A 15,474-nucleotide genomic window follows, 5' to 3' on the forward strand; every position below is an offset into this window, starting at 1 on the left:
CCCCCCGCCCCCCCGCCGCCCCCCCCCCCCCCCCCCCCCCCCCCCCCCCCCGACCCTGCACGTATGGGGCGGGGGTGCGCTTGACTCCCTGCCTGCGCGGCAGGGCAAACCGGTACGCGTGCCCGCGCGGGCAGCGTTGATAAGGGTCTTCCGATGCGTCTGAACCAGTGCCAGAACTTCCACGACTTTCGCCGCATGGCGCGCCAGCGGTTGCCCGGCCCCATCTTCAACTACATCGACGGCGCCGCCGACGATGAAACCACCTACCGGCGCAACACCGACGCGTTCGAAGCCTGCGACCTGGTGCCTGACGTGCTGCGCGGCGTGGCCCAAGTGGACATGTCCGTGACGGTGATGGGCCAGAAGCTGGCGATGCCCGTCTATTGTTCGCCGACGGCCCTGCAGCGCCTGTTCCATCACGACGGCGAGCGGGCCGTTGCGGCGGCGGCCGGCAAATTCGGCACGATGTTCGGCGTGTCGTCGCTGGGCACGGTCAGCCTGGAGGAAGCCCGCCAGATCAGCGGCGGCCCCCAGGTCTACCAGTTCTACTTCCACAAAGACCGCGGCCTGAACCGCGACATGATGGTCCGCGCCAAAGAGGCCGGCGTCCAGGTCATGATGCTGACCGTGGACAGCATCACCGGCGGTAACCGTGAACGCGACAAGCGCACGGGCTTCGCCATTCCGTTCCGGCTTAACCTGGCGGGCATCGCCCAATTCGCCGCCAAACCGGCCTGGGCGCTGAACTATGTCACGCACGAACGCTTCCGGCTGCCGCAGCTGGACGGCCACGTCGACATGGGCGGCGGCGCCATGTCGATCAGCCGCTATTTCACCGAAATGCTGGATCCGGCCATGTCATGGGACGACGTCGCCGACATGGTGCGGCAATGGGGCGGCCAGTTTTGCCTCAAAGGCATCATGTCGGTGGAAGACGCCAAGCGGGCCGTCGACATCGGCTGCACCGGCATCGTGCTGTCGAATCACGGCGGGCGCCAACTGGACGGCTCGCGCAGCGCTTTCGATCAACTGGCGGAGATCGTCGACGCGGTGGGCGACCGGATCGACGTGATGATGGACGGCGGGGTGCAGCGCGGCACGCATGTGCTCAAGGCGCTGGCGCTGGGTGCCAAGGCGGTGGGGTTGGGCCGCTACTACCTGTTCCCGTTGGGGGCCGCCGGCCAACCCGGCGTGGAGCGGGCGCTGGATTTGATGCGGATCGAAATCGAGCGCGCCATGAAGCTGATGGGGTGCCGGACCGTCGCTGAACTTCAGCGGCGGCATTTGCGGTTCCGTTGAACGGTTGCGTTGCCGGCCGCCGCGGCATGCGCGGCGGCTTGCTTGCCGCGACACCGGGCAGTGAATCTATACGGGCGTGACGGCGCCGCGGCCAGAGAAGTGGCCTTCGATGTTCTCCAGGAAGATCGTGAATTGCGCGTCGATGGATTCGGGCGACCAGCCCGCCAGGTGCGGCGTCAGGATCAGGTTGTCCAGGCCGATCAGTTCGGTGGGCGGCTTGGGTTCGCTTTCGTAGACATCGATGCCGGCGCCCGCGATGACTCCTGTGGCCAAGGCCGATGCCAGCGCCGGCGTGTCCACAATGCTGCCGCGGCCCACGTTGACCAGGAAACCCTCGGCGCCCAGCGCCTGCAATGCCGCTGCATTGATCGCGTGGTGCGTGGATGCACCGCCGGGCGCGGCGCAGACCAGCACATCGCTCCATTCGGCCAGCGCCAGCAGGCTGTCGAAGTACTGGTAGGGCGACCCGGCCTTGGGGGTGCGGTTGTGGTAGCCGATCGGCATGCGGAACGCGCTGGCGCGCGTGGCCAGCTTTTCGCCGATGGCACCCATGCCGAAGATGCCCAGCCGCTTGCCCGAGACATTGGGAGGCGGCGTGATCGCCGTGCGCCACACCCCGTCGCGGCAAAGCTGGTCCAGCTTGCGGAAATTGCGCATGCAGGCAATCACCAGGCCCATCGCGTGGTCGGCCACGCATTCGTCGTTGGCGCCGCGGCCATTGGTGACGACGATTCCGCGTGCGCGGGCCGCATCCACGTCCACGGTCTCGTGACCGACACCCATGCATGACACCAGTTCAAGCGCCGGCATCGCGGCGATTTCGGCGGCGGTCAGCCCGATGGTGCCGATGGTCAGCACCGCCTGAAAGCGCGAGGCGTGCGCGGCGATGGCCGCTTGCCGTTCTTCGGGCGTGGGCGCATAGGTGACGTCGTAGCGCTGCTTCAGGCTTTCAAGGTTGGCGGGCACCACGGGGCATAGGACAAGCAGGGATGTCTTCATTTCCGGTCTGCAAAAAAGGCAAGGCCGGGCGGTGCCCGGCGGAAGGTTTGGCTAGGGGAAAAACTATATGCCTTTTCGCACGGCCTGTCCGCGTGGCGGGGCGTCGGCGTCAGGTCGCGAGCAGTTCCGTGTGGCGCGGCAGCCTGGACGCCGTCCAGCCCTGCAGGCTTTCGCGCAGCAGCGACACGGCGGCCCGGCCGCTTTCGTTCAGCCGCGTCGATGCATACATGCCGAACTGGGCGTTCAGGCTGGACGCGCCGTCCGGCCCGATCGAGATGACGCGCATCGTGTCCGGTCGTATGCACTCGGTCGTCAGTACCGCCACGCCCAACCCGTTTTCCACCGCCGCGATGGTGGCGCCCACGTTGTGACTGGTCAGCGAGACCCGGAAGTCGCGTCCCGCCGCAGTCAGTTCATCGAACACCAGCCGGCGCCAGGAGCAGGGCTCGGCATACACGATCACGTCCAGCGGCTGGTCGGGGCGTGGCACGTCATCGATGCCGCACACCCAGTGCAGATCCACCGACCAGGTCTCGACGGGTTCATCCACAAAGGCGGCGCAGACGCCCAACGCCACATCCAGCGTGCCTTCCTGCCAGCGCGCGGCCAACCGTTCGCCGTCGTCGACCACCACTTCCAGATGCAGTTGCGGGCACGAACGTTTCAACCGGCCCAGGGCGGCCGGCAAGGCCGCTACGGCAACGTCTTCCGACAGCCCGATACGCACGCTGCCGGCGACGGCACGCTCGCGCAGCCGAGCCGACGCCGCCTCGCCCAGCGCCAGGATGCGGTGGGCGTAGCTCAGCAGCAGTTCGCCTTCGGTCGTGGGCGACATGCCGCGGCCCGTACGGTGCAGCAACCGCTTGCCCACCATTTCTTCCAGCCGCCGGATCTGCGTGCTTAGCGCCGACTGCGCGCGCCCCGCGTGATCCGCGGCGCGGCTCAGGCTGCCATAGCGGCAAACGGCCACAAAGGTGCGCAGCAGGGCAGGGTCGAAATCGCCTGACATTATCAATCCGTTAAGTCTGAATTATGAGAGTTCAGTCTACCTTTATCTCTTGCGGGTGCCTAGGATCGAGTTGTCGCTAACCGACTGACCTCATTCACGGAGATTTCCCCCATGTCTGCCCCCCAAAATCTGCGCGTCGTCCTGGCTTCCCGCCCCGTCGGCCGCCCCAAACCCAGTGATTTCCGCTTTGAACATGCGCCCATTCCCCAGCCCGACAACGGCCAGGTCCTGCTGGAGACCCAGTATCTGTCCCTGGATCCCTACATGCGCTGGCGCATCAGCGCGGCCAAGTCCTACGCGCCGCCCATCGAGATTGGCGACGTGATCGTGGGCGGCACGGTCGCGCGGGTGAAAACGTCGCGCCATCCCGATTGGCGGGAAGGCGACATCGTCTTGGCGGAATCTGGCTGGCAACATTACGCGCTGTCTGACGGCACGGGTCTGCGTCGCCTGGACCCCGCCATCGCGCCGCCATCCACCGCGCTGGGCGTGCTGGGCATGCCGGGCCTGACGGCGTACGTCGGTCTGCGCAACATCGGCCAACCCAAACCCGGTGAAACCGTCGTCGTCGCAGCAGCCAGCGGGGCGGTGGGCTCGGTCGTGGGCCAGATTGCCCGCATCCAGGGCGCGCGCGCCGTCGGCATTGCTGGCGGCCCGGAGAAGTGTGCCTTCGTGAAAAACGAACTGGGCTTTGACGCCGTCGTCGACCACCAAGCGCCTGATTTTGCAGAGCAATTGGCCAAAGCCTGCCCGGACGGCATCGACGTCTACTTCGAGAACGTCAGCGGCCATGTATGGGACGCGGTGGTGCCACTGCTGAACAATTTCGCCCGCGTGCCGGTGTGCGGGTTGATCGCCAATTACAACGACGGCCCGTCCACCCTAAGCGGCCCGGACCGCCTGCCCGGCACGATGCGCGAGATCCTGGCCAAGAGCGTCACGCTGCGGGGTTTCATCGTGTACGAGTTCGCAGATGCGCAGCAGGACGACTTCCTGCGCCAGGCGGGGCAGTGGATTCAGGAAGGTAAGCTGCGCTGGCGCGAAGACGTGGTCGATGGCCTGGAGCAAGCGCCCCAGGCGTTCATCGGCCTGCTGGAAGGAAAGAACTTCGGGAAACTGGTGGTAAGGGTAGGGCAGTAGCGGTTTCCCACCCCTTACGCTTCAGTCCGCCACGGCTTGCGGCGTCGCGCCTTCGGTTTAGGCACCACGCCCAACCGCGGGTCGCGCGCCAACGCAAGTTCCACTAGCTGCGCCGCGATCGCCTCGAAGGACTCGTCGGTCTGGGGCAGGTACAGCCACTTCCCGAGTTCCGGATGCGGGTTTAGGCTGGGAATATCCACCATCAGCGCTGCCTGCCGTTCATGCGACGTGCACACCATGACGCCGTTCCACGGCTCGTCCCGGTCAGCCACCACCAGGTACAGCATGTCGTCCAGGTAAGCGGCGTCGCAGCCGAACATCTTCCGGCGGACATAGCTGGCATCTTGCTCCAGGGGATCAAGGATCCACAGCAGCGAGTTCTGACGAACGGTGCGCTGCTTTCTGGGCGGGGCGAAAGGATCGGGTGCGTTGCGCATAGGAATCTGGGCCTACTCCAGGCCGGGGTCGGCTTGAACCAAGTGCTTCCAGGGGAAGACGTTCTGATCAAAATGGCTGACGTAGCCGCCTTGGGTCGCCTGTATCACCATGAATTGCAGCGACGGGCGCATGGCTCGCAGCGCGTGCAATTGTTCCAGGCTCAGGCAGGTGTTGCGCAGGCGCAGGCTATGCACGGGATCCAACGCGGCGCTGGCGAACAGCCTTTCGTAGGCGGCAAATGGCGTTACGGCGGTTTCAGGGCGGGACCGCGCCCAGGTGAACTGCAGTTCGCTGGACTCCGTGAAATCCAACAGCCCCAGCGTGGGCAAATTGCCCGAGGCTGCCAGGTTGTCGATGAAACCCTGCGTATCCGAACCTCCACCGATCCGCATTATCGACAGCTGGGGCAAGGGCACCTGGAAGAACGTCGCGTCCGGCGCGTTCGGCACCACCAGATCGCTCAAGTAAGGTGCTTTGGCGGCAAACCGCGCGATCTCGCCGCCTTCCTCCATGATGCTGCCGGCCCGCACGATCATCGACGTGTTGTGGTCCTCGGGGGCGGTCGGCCGGATCGACAAAAACCGCAAGCGCGGGAATTGCACCCCACTGTCCAGCAACGGCGTGAATTCCCACTCGCGCGTCCCGTTCGCGCCTTCATCGGGGCCGGTGAACGCCAGGGACACTAGCGTGTCGGCCACCTCTTGCCGGGCCAGGCATTCCAACGTCCACTCGAAAGGCTCGTCCCAGCTACCGCCGAAATACTCCACATGCAGGCCGCCATGCAGCGGCGCGATCGTCAGATACTGATAGAGGCTCGTCCACAGCGGCAAATCCGGCTGGTCGATATCCGCGTCCAACTCGTTTGCGGCGTCAATCGTGAACGCATGAATTCGTCGCTGCAGCGCCATCAGGGCCTGATAGCCGGGCGTGGAGAACAGGGTTGTCATCTAGGCTGTGTCGCGGATGGGCTCGCAGGGGGCGGATGGCGGGAAAGCGGACGCGCCCGTCGCCAGGAAACCGCCAGTTTAGCGGCCCGCGGCGCAGGCAGCGGGGGCTTGGCCCGCCGCACTGCCTATAATTCCCCCAATCCCCGCTTTTTGACGGCAACCCTGCCGTGCCTCATGTCCACCTCGCCTGTACGCGTGCTGTCGGTCATCCCGCCGATGACGCAGTTGAACACCCCATACCCGTCCACCGCCTACCTGACGGGCTTCCTGCGCTCGCGCGATGTCACTGCCTTCCAGGAGGACCTGGCGTTGGCGCTGGTGCTGCGCCTGCTGTCCACCGATGGCCTGCGTGCCGTCGCGGAGCGTATCGAGGCGATGCCGATCGCCAAGCACACGCCGCCCATCCAGGCGTTTGTGGCCATGCAATCGCGGTACCTGTCCACGATCGGCCCCACGATCGCCTTCTTGCAAGGCCGTGACTCCACGCTGGCGCACCGTATCGTCGGCCGACATTTCCTGCCCGAAGGCCCGCGATTCAGCTCGCTGGACGTCTACCTGGACGAAGAGGGCGGCGACCCCTTGGGTTGGGCCTTCGGCGCGCTGGGCCTGCACGACCGCGCCAAGCACCTGGCCACCCTGTACCTGAACGACCTGGCCGACGTGCTGCGGGACGCCATCGATCCGCGCTTCGAATTCGTGCGCTACGCCGAGTCCCTGGCAGGCAGCCAGCCCACCTTCGACCCCTTGGCCGACGCCCTGGCGTCCCCGCCGACACTGGTCGACGACACGCTGCAAGCACTGACGCGTGAAGCCCTGGCCCGCCACACGCCCACGATGGTGCTGCTGTCGGTGCCGTTCCCCGGCGCCGTCTACGCCGCCTTCCGCATCGCCCAAACCATCAAGGCGCAAGACCCCAGCATCATCACCGTGCTGGGCGGCGGCTTCGTCAACACCGAACTGCGCGAACTGAAAGACCCGCGCGTCTTCGACTACTTTGACTTCGTCTGCCTGGACGCCGGCGAACGGCCCTTGCTGGCCCTGCTGGAACACGTGCAAGGCAAACGCTCGCGCCAACGCCTGGTCCGCACCTTCCTGCGCGACAAAGACTCGGGCGCCGTCCAGTACGTGAACCTGGTCGAGCCCGACGTAGCATTTGCCGAAGTGGGCACGCCCACCTGGGACGGCCTGCCGCTGGACCGCTACCTGTCGCTGCTGGACATGCTGAACCCCATGAACCGCCTGTGGAGCGACGGCCGCTGGAACAAGCTGACCGTGGCGCATGGCTGCTATTGGAAGAAATGCAGCTTCTGCGACGTCAGCCTGGACTACATCGGCCGCTACGAAGGCGCATCGGCCTCCGTGCTGGCCGACCGCATCGAAGCCATCGTCCGCGAAACCGGGCAGACCGGCTTCCACTTCGTGGACGAAGCCGCACCACCCAAATCGCTGAAAGCCCTGGCCACCGAACTGATCGACCGCAACGCCGGGATTTCCTGGTGGGGCAACATCCGATTCGAAAAAACCTTCAGCCCGGAGCTATGCGAGCTGCTGGCCGACAGCGGCTGCATCGCCGTGTCCGGTGGCTTGGAAGTCGCCTCAGACCGGCTGCTGAACCTGATGAAGAAAGGCGTATCGGTGGACCAAGTGGCCCGCGTCACGCGCGCCTTCACCGACGCCGGCATCCTGGTGCACGCCTACCTGATGTACGGCTTTCCCACGCAAACGGTGCAAGACACCGTGGACGCGTTGGAATACGTGCGTCAATTATTTGAAAACGGCTGTATTCAAAGCGGGTTCTTCCACCGCTTCGCCTGTACGGTGCATTCCCCGGTGGGGAAGAACCCCGAGGAATACGGGGTGACGCTCAAGCCTCTGCCCGATGTGACGTTCGCCAAGAACGATATCGGTTTTCATGACCCGACAGGTGTGGATCACGATGCCTTGGGTCGTGCGCTGAAGAAGGCGATTTATAACTACATGCACGGCATCGGTCTGGAAGAAGACGTGCGGACGTGGTTCCCGTTCAAGGTGCCGAAGACGACGGTGTCGCGGAACAAGATTGCCAGGGCGTTGAGTCAGCAGGGGTAGGCAGCGTTCCTGCCTGGGCGATAACCCCTTGGATAGCGGTAGTGTCGTGCTTGCTGGCGTACAGGAACGGCAGGTGCGCCTCAAAACATAGCGCCGGGTATTATGGCGATCGACGTGTTCACGGACCGACTGCCCCGGTAGTCACAAGGTAGCTCGATGAGAAAACATATTGCACTGCTGGCGCTACCGACCGCGCTCCTGGCCGGATGCGGCCCGAACAAAATCATCGTGGATCTGCCTTCGCCCCAGGGCCAGTACCACGTTGAGGTCCGCAAATGCCCCCAACCTGGCTCCATGACTCGGACCGAGCAAACCCAGGTCTCGGTCTTGAAGTCCGGCACCTCAGAGAATTGCCAGTCCGCGGTGAACGCGCTGGCGCAATTCAAATCTCTTTCGCCGGACGACCAACTACAGTTGGAATGGCTTTCCGATGCGGAGCTTAGAGCTTGGCATCCCGGCTTTGATCCCAAGTTCGGGCCTGCCTCTGCCTCATACAAGGCTGATAATCCGGTCAAGATCATATTCGCGCCGGCCAAATAATCAGCGCGTCGCGTTCGACAGGAGCGGCGGCTACGTCGACGGCTTAGCGCCGTCGCAATGGTTCCGGAACGCCTTCTCGCCCGCATCAGAGATTTCTACCCACTTCTGATCCGGCGGGGCGTCCGCGACGTAGCTGTCGTGCCAGTTCCACCACTTATAGGTCTGCGTCTGCGGATACCCCTCGGGTGAGTCCTCCCAGACCTCTTGCCGGCCCAGCGGCGTGATGTCCAGATAGTTCCACGTCCCGCCCATCTGCTCGTCACCGCGGTTATTCAGAAAGTACGTGCGGAACACACGATTGCCATCGCGGAAGAACACGATCGTCCCGTGCCATTCGTCCACCCCGAAGTCTGCGTCGAAACTGTCGGTCAGCGTGAACCACGGCATGTCCCAGCCCATGCTGGCCTTCAAACGGGCGATGTCGGCTTGCGGGGCGCGTGACACGAAGACCAGCGTCGTATCACGGGCATTCAAATGCGCCAGATGCGCGACCTGATCCGCCACCATCGAGCAGCCACGGCAGGCGTGCTCGGGCCAGCCATAGACGCCAGGCTCGAAGAAGGCGCGGTAGACGATGAGCTGCCGGCGGTTGTCGAAAAGGTCGAGCAGGGTGAGCTTGCCATCCGGGCCTTCGAAGACGTATTTCTTGTCGACGGGTGTCCAGGGCATGCGACGACGTTCAGCCGCTAAGGCGTCGCGGGCGCGGGTTTGGGCTTTCTCTTTCAGTAGGAGTTGCTGGCGGGCGGATTCCCATTCGTCGGGGGTGACGATGGGGGGCGTTTGCATGGGGCCGGTGGGTTGGATGGGAGCGGTCATGGCGTTGATGCCTCCGAGTGTGGATACCTCTTGCTGGAATGAACGAGGGATCGCGCGGCGGTCCGTCGTTGGATGATGCTGAGGGATAGTGTTGCACCGGGAGGCGGGCGGCGGGAGTAACAAATGTGGCGCTATTTCAGTGGCTTAGCGGGCAACCGGGGCTGGGTCGAGCGCGGATCTAGCGACCCTTTTGCCAAACGAACGATACGTGCGTCGTTCGCTGCAACGGCAAACCAATACTGGCAAAGCGCGCCTCGATACGCTCGCACTCCCGCGCATCAATGCGTTCTCCGAGCACCAATGGAAGCCGCCTGCAACGATTAAGGGCGTCCGCTACGCCGATCTGGAACAGATCAGCCGTCGCGCGTGCCGCCGCAAGCACGTTGTCCATTGGGCACGACACCAGTTCAAGATCGAATTCTGCGAATAGGTCACGGGATATTCCCGGTGATGGCTGCGGCTCGCTGTCACCGCCATAAAATTCCCCGCGATCAAGAAACGCGTCCTGCTCAGCATAGTGTTCGAGCGCAGCCGCATAGTCTTCAAGCCGCGAAAGCGGTTGTTGGCGCTTCTGGACACTCAGCACGTCGGCGAAGGTGGCGGCCTCTAGGTAAGCCACCAGCCCGTGCGCAACCGCGAAGGCGGGCGGTTGCGCGCCATCTCCGTCAAGCTCGAGTTCCGTTTCGTCGTCCCTGGAAGACAAATAGATCTGGGCTTCGACCAGCGGAACCCCATCTGTCGCGTAGACCCAGCAATAGCGGTCCCACACATCCCTATCGTCGTGACACGCTGCAATGGCTTCGATGCTGTCGAGAAGGCTTAAACACTCACGCATGAAAATGATCTGTCCAAAGTAATGATGATGCCACCCTGTGGTTACACCATGCCGAAACAATGTGGCCGAGCCAGGGTTCCGCTGACCTGCAGCCCTAGTCTGACACCATTTTTTACCGACTTACCCAGCCGCCATGGTGATCGCGACCCGTACACTATCCGATCATCAAGGAGCGATATGTCGATGCAAACGTTGGGCCGTTACGGGGTGGTGCTGTTTCTTGCTGCCCTGAGTTCAGGGTGTTCTTCAGTCATTGGCGAGTGCGGACTTGTTCGCAGCAGCTGCATGTATGAGGGCCAGTACGAGCAGGGCGAGGAAGACTATGCCGAAGCGGAAGCGAAGCGCTTGAACAAGCAGTCGACGGATCAACTGCGCCGAAGCAATTGATACCCAGGCCGCGCCTGTCCCGCTTGTGAGGTCTTACTCTGACGCTTGCCAGTTTCGGAAGTGTTCGAACAGACGAAACCCAACATAAGTTTCGCGGTCGGGTTGGCGACGCCGGTAGTAGCAATCCCAATAGCTGGTCATGCGTTGCTGCGCCAACGCCAGAAAGGCAGGATTGTCTCTAAGCACCGCGCCGTAGACGTGCTTGTCCAGCAAGGGCAAGCAGGTCTCGATTTCCTGCAGGATTTCAATGACGTATTCGCTGCAAAGCTGCAGCAGGAAAGGCGCAACCCAAGGCTTCGAATCCCCAGCCAGCCGCTCAATCTGGCGTTGGCGCACGTGGCCATCGTGATGACGCGACTGTATGCACGCGTAGAGCAGCGCCTGGGATTCGTTCAACTGTGAAAACAGGGAATTGTCGCCTCGATGTTGAACGCGATAGGGCAGCGTCAATGATGCTTCCTGCACAACAACGGACAATCCGCGGCCTCTCATGACGCTGGGGCAGATGTATTCGGCGATCAGCGCGACATCGGGTTGCAGGTGCGCGGGGAATGCCGATGTTAGAAGCGCCGTTTGCTCTAGGGAGGCCTTGTGCTGGCGAGAGGGCATGGTGGGAAATAAAGTGTCAGGCTGCAGTTTGGCATGGGAAGCCTAGGAAAAATTGCAGTCTGGTGCCTATATTCTGTGAAGTGCCGCTCGCACCCGGTAGCCGGCTGCCGCAGGTTATCTATTGTCGAGACCTTAAAGATCTGCCTCACTCAGACGCGGCTTCAGGGCTGCGGCGCGCGCGATGTCGGCGTCTGCTCCAGATGCGTCTCCCAGTTGCCGTCTGACCAACCCGCGACCCAGAAATGCTCTTGCGTCTTGGTCTTGGGCTAATACATGGTCGAAGTCGGCCAACGCGCTTTTGAGCTGTCCGAGCTTTCTAAGTACGTTGCCCCGCTTCGTATAGTTGGTGATGTTGTTGGGCTTAAGGCGAATGGCCTCATTGATATCCTCCACAGCTAAATCCAGTTCCCCCAATTTCTCATAGCTCGCCCCACGCATGGCATATAGCGCAGCGCCGTGATACACGGGGCCGCCCTTTTTTTCGTCGATCAGGGTGGTATAGATGCTGGCGGCGTTCCGATAGTCTTTCTCTCGATCGTACAGCCACGCGACCTGGAGGTTATCCATGCCAAGGTCATCCTCTTGCGTCAGGGCGGCAGCAAGTTGATAGTTGGATATCGCTTGTTTGGCATCTGTATCGTAGAAGTGGTCGCCCAGATAGCGGTACGCCGTGGGCTCTTTCGGGTCGGTTCTTATAGCTTCCCGATAACGCTCTACCGAGCGAGATGCCAAGACTGCTTGCTCGTCAGCGCTCCCCCCGCTTGCCATGCGGTCATAGGCAAGGCCCTCGTGCGCAATTGCCCAGGCACGAAGCGCCGTGTCATTCCCGGCAGCCGCTCTTAACTTGATGCAGGCGGCAACAACGGCATCCAACGGGGTGCCCAAGGAAAAGCCGCAGTTGGCGCGCAGGTCAGCAAGGTTCAGCGGCGGGGCCACGACGGTGTCTGCGGCCGGTTGCGTGGGTTCCCGTGGGAGCGAGATGCCGGCAAGCGCGGTGGCTGCGATCAGAAGGGACGACGCACTGCTGGCGAAAGCTAAGGACAAGGTGCGTGCGCATTGCGTGGTAGACAAATGAACTCCTGGTCCTCGGGCTATAGAGTGAAACCACATAGTGATTCTGGTTGGCGATATTGTGCTATGCGCGATCCAAAATCGGGAAAACATACCTTGAATCAAGTCAGCTTAGATGCCGCTGGCATCATCCTCTACGACGCCGTCGAAACTGCATGACGCGCCAAGGTAATGAGAGCATCCGGCAACATCTTCAAGCTTCATCTTGTACTTGTCCAGCTATGCAGCGCTGTGGCGGCCTGTTCGTCAAATTGCAGCCTGACACCATAAATTCCGGAGAATGGGCGCGATTACCGGATATTGGAGCTGGATTGGCAGTACAGCCTGGCGATGGAGTTTCGGATGGTGCGGACGGAATGGTTGGATGATGGCAGTGCGAGGGGGCTGGCCAGGTTGATCGAGGGGCTGACCGGGCAGGTTATGGTTTGCAGCCATCGGCATTTGTGAATGCGGGGTAGGGGATGGCGCTGGGTTGCTATTCCCTTGTTCTTGCAAGACATAAATCTGCCGTGCGAATGAGAGGTGTCGCTACGGCTGTTCCAGCGGCCACACCTCAACGACGCCGTGCGCGACGGCGCAGGGCGTTTGCGACACCATCGCTATGACCTCGGCCATGTCGGCGGCTTCGATGATGGCGAAGCCGGCGACTGGCAAGGGTGATTTCATGAATGGGCCGGGTGTTGTTTCGATCCCGGTGGCTACGGGATTGCACACTTGCACTGGTTTGCCTGCAATGCCCGTCAACACTCCTTCTTTCTGCAATTTTGCGTCGTGCGCATGGGCTGCGTTTCGGATTGCCGTTGGGGTGCGATCGTAATCCTTCTTGTCTCCATATCCGATCGTCACGAACTTTGGCATGGGTTGTCTCCTTTGCGTATGGGAAAAAATATTCTGGGCTGAAATTTGCAGAAAAAATGTAGTCTGACATTAAGGCTTCCAATTTTAAGGCTTGCTACTTTTCGGATTTCAGTCAAAATACTTCCCCGCTAGAAGAAAAAAGGAATCCATATGTCAGATATTCAAGCAGGCTCCGTAGTCGTGTTGAACAGCGGGGACTCCCCCGTGCTGACTGTGCAAGAAATTACGCACGGAGGCAAGCAAGCTAGCGTAATATGGTTTGTTAATGGTCAAATTAATCAACACTATATTCCACTTGCTGCCTTGCGATTGGTGGAAAATTAAAAAAGTAGATGTGTAGGATTGATACTGCTACGTCTGGACCGAGCCCCGTCCCGTCGCGCTAGATGCTGTCAATTGCATAGATCAAATCACGTTGCATGCCGTGAGGACCCTTCCACTTGGTGAGGAACAAGATGTTGTGCTGCAAAGCTGCAAGCCAATGGATTTTTGCGATCACGTATAGATACGTCTAGAGCGAGGTCAGGAGGGGTCTGATGTCCCAAAACCCTGTGCTATTGCCATGCGGTCGAACGCAGCCCTAGTGAAGGTACTGAACTCTTCGTCACCAGAATACATGTGTTGATTTGAAAAAAGGTGCCAGCCTACAATTTAGCTAGTTGAATTGTAGGCTGGCACCTTTTTTTTGGGGGGGGTGCAAGCAAATGCCTAACTCATCATTTCCGCGGACAGCCTACAGCGGCCGCCGAATTCAAACCCTATACCCAAGCGAGGCGAAGTGCATGATTGAAAGAGTTCAAAAGACTGCGGCAGTCCTTCGCGATATTGGCGTAATCATCGGTGTGCCTGGGATTCTATATTTGGGCAGCCAGCTCTACGGGCTTCAGCAGCAGAGTATGCAAGCGCAGATCGGTGCGTTAAAAGAGCAAATCGAAACACTGAAGGAGCGGCAATATGATCGTGCAGCTACTGTCCTAAAGGCACAGAAAGAAGTGTCTGAGGCCGAGCTAGACGCGATTCAACGTTCAATCAATATGCTCGGTGGGAAGCAGATCAATGTGCGAGACTTCAGCAACAAGCTCTTGTGTCTCAACCTCAAGGGCTCCAGGAGTGAAGAGGCGATCCGAGACACGGTTGCTGCGAGCGACAAGCGTCTAACCCCTACATCAAGCGAACAGTCTACGGCTGCCGCTCATGTCGAACGTTAGCTGTCTACGCTCTCATCACTACAACTCGTCCAGATGAATTTGCCGCAGACCCGTTCGTAATAAAGGTGTCCAAATAATGGTGTCAGATTACAGTTTCGCTCTTTAAATTGTAGTCTGACACCATTAATACGCGGGTCGGAAGCGGGCCTTCGCTGGAAACAGTTCCCGGCCAAGAGCAGCCAGTCAGCGTCTACTAAACCAATAGGTGATTTAGTATGATGCGCTCAGTGTTATGAAAAGGCATCGCCTAAGAAGTGGTCATGATTAAACCGCCGTTCAAAATTCTTAAATCTCATCTGGAAGATGCATTTTTCATCACAACCGAAAAATTGTATAGGGAATTCGAGGAGCCTCTAGGGAAGGTGGAAAGATTCAAAAACGGCCGGATATATTTTATTATCAAACGACGAAAGGCGCGGTTTTCTAGTATTCGTCTAAGCAAAAAATGCCAAATCGTGTTTAAGTATTCCTCACAGTGCATGTTGTCGCGCCCGCACAAGATCGACATTGCACAACTTATGCATGCCGCACCGGCTATTAATAAAGAATACTTTCCGACCCCGGCTGATCTGCAATCAATGATTCAATATGTCAAGTCCGCGGATGAGTACAAGCGCCTGCTGACGCGAAATTCCTTGGTTGCAGCCATTATGCCGGGAAGTGGGGAAAAGGAACGCCCGGATCGGGCGATCGCTTTTCATTTCCTAACACCTGCGGACCCAATGCCTAAGAATGAGAATAGGCATATCATCTTTGCCTATCAACTGCTGCGCGTTACCGACGACCTTCCTGAAAAATACGAAGTCATGTACATCGGCAAGGCTATGGATCTGTCTGACAGAATGGATGGGCACAAGCGGGTGCAGCAAGCCCAGTCAGAATGTGGGGACGGTGAGGAAATTTATCTATACTTTTTCACGCCACGATTTGAGGCAGTGGAGTCACGCGATGGCATGGTCATTCAGCACCCTAACGACTATCAGAACCTTGGGGAAGAAAATCTCGTGCTTGCCGCCGAGGCCGGTTTCATAAATTACTTCTCACCTGAAATGAATGTTCAGAATAAAACGACGGACCTGCGTAAAAGCAAGGCTCTAACTCGCTTGAAGAATTTGAAATACACTCATTTTATTTCCGAATGTAATTTCGATGAACCTGATTATGCGTTCGAAACGATGAAAATCAGTAAGAATGGCAGGCATGAGAAAATTTACTCGCTCTAACTTACGT

Annotated in this window: 16 protein-coding genes; 7 read left to right on the top strand and 9 right to left on the bottom strand. The window is 60.2% G+C overall.

What is annotated here, in order from left to right; genetic code table 11:
* Positions 1-153: 153 nt before the first annotated feature.
* Complete coding sequence (locus AC27VE_RS14515; RefSeq protein ID WP_006225193.1) at positions 154-1,299, top strand: alpha-hydroxy acid oxidase; 1,146 nt, start codon at positions 154-156, stop codon at positions 1,297-1,299.
* Positions 1,300-1,365: 66 nt separating this feature from the next.
* On the opposite strand, the gene AC27VE_RS14520 is transcribed toward AC27VE_RS14515, so the two are convergent.
* Entirely contained in the window at positions 1,366-2,298 is a 933-nt protein-coding gene (locus AC27VE_RS14520) for a 2-hydroxyacid dehydrogenase (RefSeq protein WP_280030121.1), read from the bottom strand.
* Positions 2,299-2,407: 109 nt separating this feature from the next.
* Positions 2,408-3,307 (bottom strand): LysR family transcriptional regulator, encoded by a 900-nt coding sequence (locus AC27VE_RS14525; RefSeq protein ID WP_088591205.1) that lies wholly within the window; start codon positions 3,305-3,307, stop codon positions 2,408-2,410.
* 111 nt (positions 3,308-3,418) lie between these two features.
* Here AC27VE_RS14525 and AC27VE_RS14530 point away from each other — a divergent pair, with 111 nt between their 5' ends.
* Entirely contained in the window at positions 3,419-4,447 is a 1,029-nt protein-coding gene (locus tag AC27VE_RS14530) for an NADP-dependent oxidoreductase (protein WP_280030124.1), read from the top strand.
* A 14-nt stretch (positions 4,448-4,461) separates the two neighbouring features.
* On the opposite strand, the gene AC27VE_RS14535 is transcribed toward AC27VE_RS14530, so the two are convergent.
* Positions 4,462-4,884, bottom strand: coding sequence for a hypothetical protein (locus tag AC27VE_RS14535; protein ID WP_488704254.1), 423 nt, complete (start codon positions 4,882-4,884; stop codon positions 4,462-4,464).
* 12 nt (positions 4,885-4,896) lie between these two features.
* The gene (locus AC27VE_RS14540) at positions 4,897-5,832 is read right to left on the bottom strand and encodes a hypothetical protein (protein ID WP_488704255.1); all 936 of its coding nucleotides are present in this window, start codon (positions 5,830-5,832) and stop codon (positions 4,897-4,899) included.
* 174 nt (positions 5,833-6,006) lie between these two features.
* Between AC27VE_RS14540 and AC27VE_RS14545 the strand changes: the two genes are divergently transcribed.
* Both AC27VE_RS14545 and AC27VE_RS14550 read left to right on the top strand, forming a co-directional pair.
* On the top strand, positions 6,007-7,920 hold the full coding sequence (locus AC27VE_RS14545; protein WP_488704256.1) for a B12-binding domain-containing radical SAM protein: 1,914 nt from the start codon (positions 6,007-6,009) through the stop codon (positions 7,918-7,920).
* A 156-nt stretch (positions 7,921-8,076) separates the two neighbouring features.
* Positions 8,077-8,460: a hypothetical protein gene (locus AC27VE_RS14550; protein WP_488704257.1), complete on the top strand. Its 384-nt coding sequence runs from the start codon at positions 8,077-8,079 to the stop codon at positions 8,458-8,460.
* A 30-nt stretch (positions 8,461-8,490) separates the two neighbouring features.
* On the opposite strand, the gene AC27VE_RS14555 is transcribed toward AC27VE_RS14550, so the two are convergent.
* Together AC27VE_RS14555 and AC27VE_RS14560 are read right to left on the bottom strand one after the other, a co-directional pair.
* Entirely contained in the window at positions 8,491-9,276 is a 786-nt protein-coding gene (locus AC27VE_RS14555) for a DUF899 domain-containing protein (protein ID WP_488704258.1), read from the bottom strand.
* A gap of 178 nt (positions 9,277-9,454) precedes the next feature.
* Positions 9,455-10,111 carry a DUF7716 domain-containing protein gene (locus AC27VE_RS14560; RefSeq protein ID WP_488704259.1) on the bottom strand — a complete coding sequence of 219 codons (657 nt, stop codon included), beginning with the start codon at positions 10,109-10,111 and terminating at the stop codon, positions 9,455-9,457.
* 177 nt (positions 10,112-10,288) lie between these two features.
* Between AC27VE_RS14560 and AC27VE_RS14565 the strand changes: the two genes are divergently transcribed.
* A complete protein-coding gene (locus AC27VE_RS14565; RefSeq protein WP_035213300.1) occupies positions 10,289-10,498 on the top strand; it encodes a hypothetical protein in 210 nt (69 codons plus the stop codon).
* 33 nt (positions 10,499-10,531) lie between these two features.
* On the opposite strand, the gene AC27VE_RS14570 is transcribed toward AC27VE_RS14565, so the two are convergent.
* The 3 genes from AC27VE_RS14570 to AC27VE_RS14580 all read right to left on the bottom strand — a co-directional run bounded on the left by AC27VE_RS14570 (position 10,532) and on the right by AC27VE_RS14580 (position 13,036).
* The gene (locus AC27VE_RS14570; protein ID WP_488704260.1) at positions 10,532-11,107 is read right to left on the bottom strand and encodes a hypothetical protein; all 576 of its coding nucleotides are present in this window, start codon (positions 11,105-11,107) and stop codon (positions 10,532-10,534) included.
* Positions 11,108-11,239: 132 nt separating this feature from the next.
* Positions 11,240-12,178 (bottom strand): tetratricopeptide repeat protein, encoded by a 939-nt coding sequence (locus AC27VE_RS14575; RefSeq protein ID WP_488704261.1) that lies wholly within the window; start codon positions 12,176-12,178, stop codon positions 11,240-11,242.
* A gap of 528 nt (positions 12,179-12,706) precedes the next feature.
* Positions 12,707-13,036 (bottom strand): YciI family protein, encoded by a 330-nt coding sequence (locus AC27VE_RS14580; protein ID WP_488704262.1) that lies wholly within the window; start codon positions 13,034-13,036, stop codon positions 12,707-12,709.
* Positions 13,037-13,818: 782 nt separating this feature from the next.
* Here AC27VE_RS14580 and AC27VE_RS14585 point away from each other — a divergent pair.
* Both AC27VE_RS14585 and AC27VE_RS14590 read left to right on the top strand, forming a co-directional pair.
* Positions 13,819-14,244: a hypothetical protein gene (locus tag AC27VE_RS14585; RefSeq protein ID WP_488704263.1), complete on the top strand. Its 426-nt coding sequence runs from the start codon at positions 13,819-13,821 to the stop codon at positions 14,242-14,244.
* A gap of 260 nt (positions 14,245-14,504) precedes the next feature.
* Positions 14,505-15,467: a hypothetical protein gene (locus AC27VE_RS14590; protein WP_488704264.1), complete on the top strand. Its 963-nt coding sequence runs from the start codon at positions 14,505-14,507 to the stop codon at positions 15,465-15,467.
* Positions 15,468-15,474: the final 7 nt, after the last annotated feature.

The sequence above is a fragment of the Achromobacter sp. 18P8.1.1 genome (assembly GCF_057799415.1).

Bases quoted from the DNA above. Each gene is read 5' to 3' on its own strand.
- AC27VE_RS14515 (WP_006225193.1), top strand. From the start codon at position 154: ATGCGTCTGAACCAGTGCCAGAACTTCCACGACTTTCGCCGCATGGCG.
- AC27VE_RS14520 (WP_280030121.1), bottom strand. From the start codon at position 2,298: ATGAAGACATCCCTGCTTGTCCTATGCCCCGTGGTGCCCGCCAACCTT.
- AC27VE_RS14525 (WP_088591205.1), bottom strand. From the start codon at position 3,307: ATGTCAGGCGATTTCGACCCTGCCCTGCTGCGCACCTTTGTGGCCGTT.
- AC27VE_RS14530 (WP_280030124.1), top strand. From the start codon at position 3,419: ATGTCTGCCCCCCAAAATCTGCGCGTCGTCCTGGCTTCCCGCCCCGTC.
- AC27VE_RS14535 (WP_488704254.1), bottom strand. From the start codon at position 4,884: ATGCGCAACGCACCCGATCCTTTCGCCCCGCCCAGAAAGCAGCGCACC.
- AC27VE_RS14540 (WP_488704255.1), bottom strand. From the start codon at position 5,832: ATGACAACCCTGTTCTCCACGCCCGGCTATCAGGCCCTGATGGCGCTG.
- AC27VE_RS14545 (WP_488704256.1), top strand. From the start codon at position 6,007: ATGTCCACCTCGCCTGTACGCGTGCTGTCGGTCATCCCGCCGATGACG.
- AC27VE_RS14550 (WP_488704257.1), top strand. From the start codon at position 8,077: ATGAGAAAACATATTGCACTGCTGGCGCTACCGACCGCGCTCCTGGCC.
- AC27VE_RS14555 (WP_488704258.1), bottom strand. From the start codon at position 9,276: ATGACCGCTCCCATCCAACCCACCGGCCCCATGCAAACGCCCCCCATC.
- AC27VE_RS14560 (WP_488704259.1), bottom strand. From the start codon at position 10,111: ATGCGTGAGTGTTTAAGCCTTCTCGACAGCATCGAAGCCATTGCAGCG.
- AC27VE_RS14565 (WP_035213300.1), top strand. From the start codon at position 10,289: ATGTCGATGCAAACGTTGGGCCGTTACGGGGTGGTGCTGTTTCTTGCT.
- AC27VE_RS14570 (WP_488704260.1), bottom strand. From the start codon at position 11,107: ATGCCCTCTCGCCAGCACAAGGCCTCCCTAGAGCAAACGGCGCTTCTA.
- AC27VE_RS14580 (WP_488704262.1), bottom strand. From the start codon at position 13,036: ATGCCAAAGTTCGTGACGATCGGATATGGAGACAAGAAGGATTACGAT.
- AC27VE_RS14585 (WP_488704263.1), top strand. From the start codon at position 13,819: ATGATTGAAAGAGTTCAAAAGACTGCGGCAGTCCTTCGCGATATTGGC.
- AC27VE_RS14590 (WP_488704264.1), top strand. From the start codon at position 14,505: ATGATTAAACCGCCGTTCAAAATTCTTAAATCTCATCTGGAAGATGCA.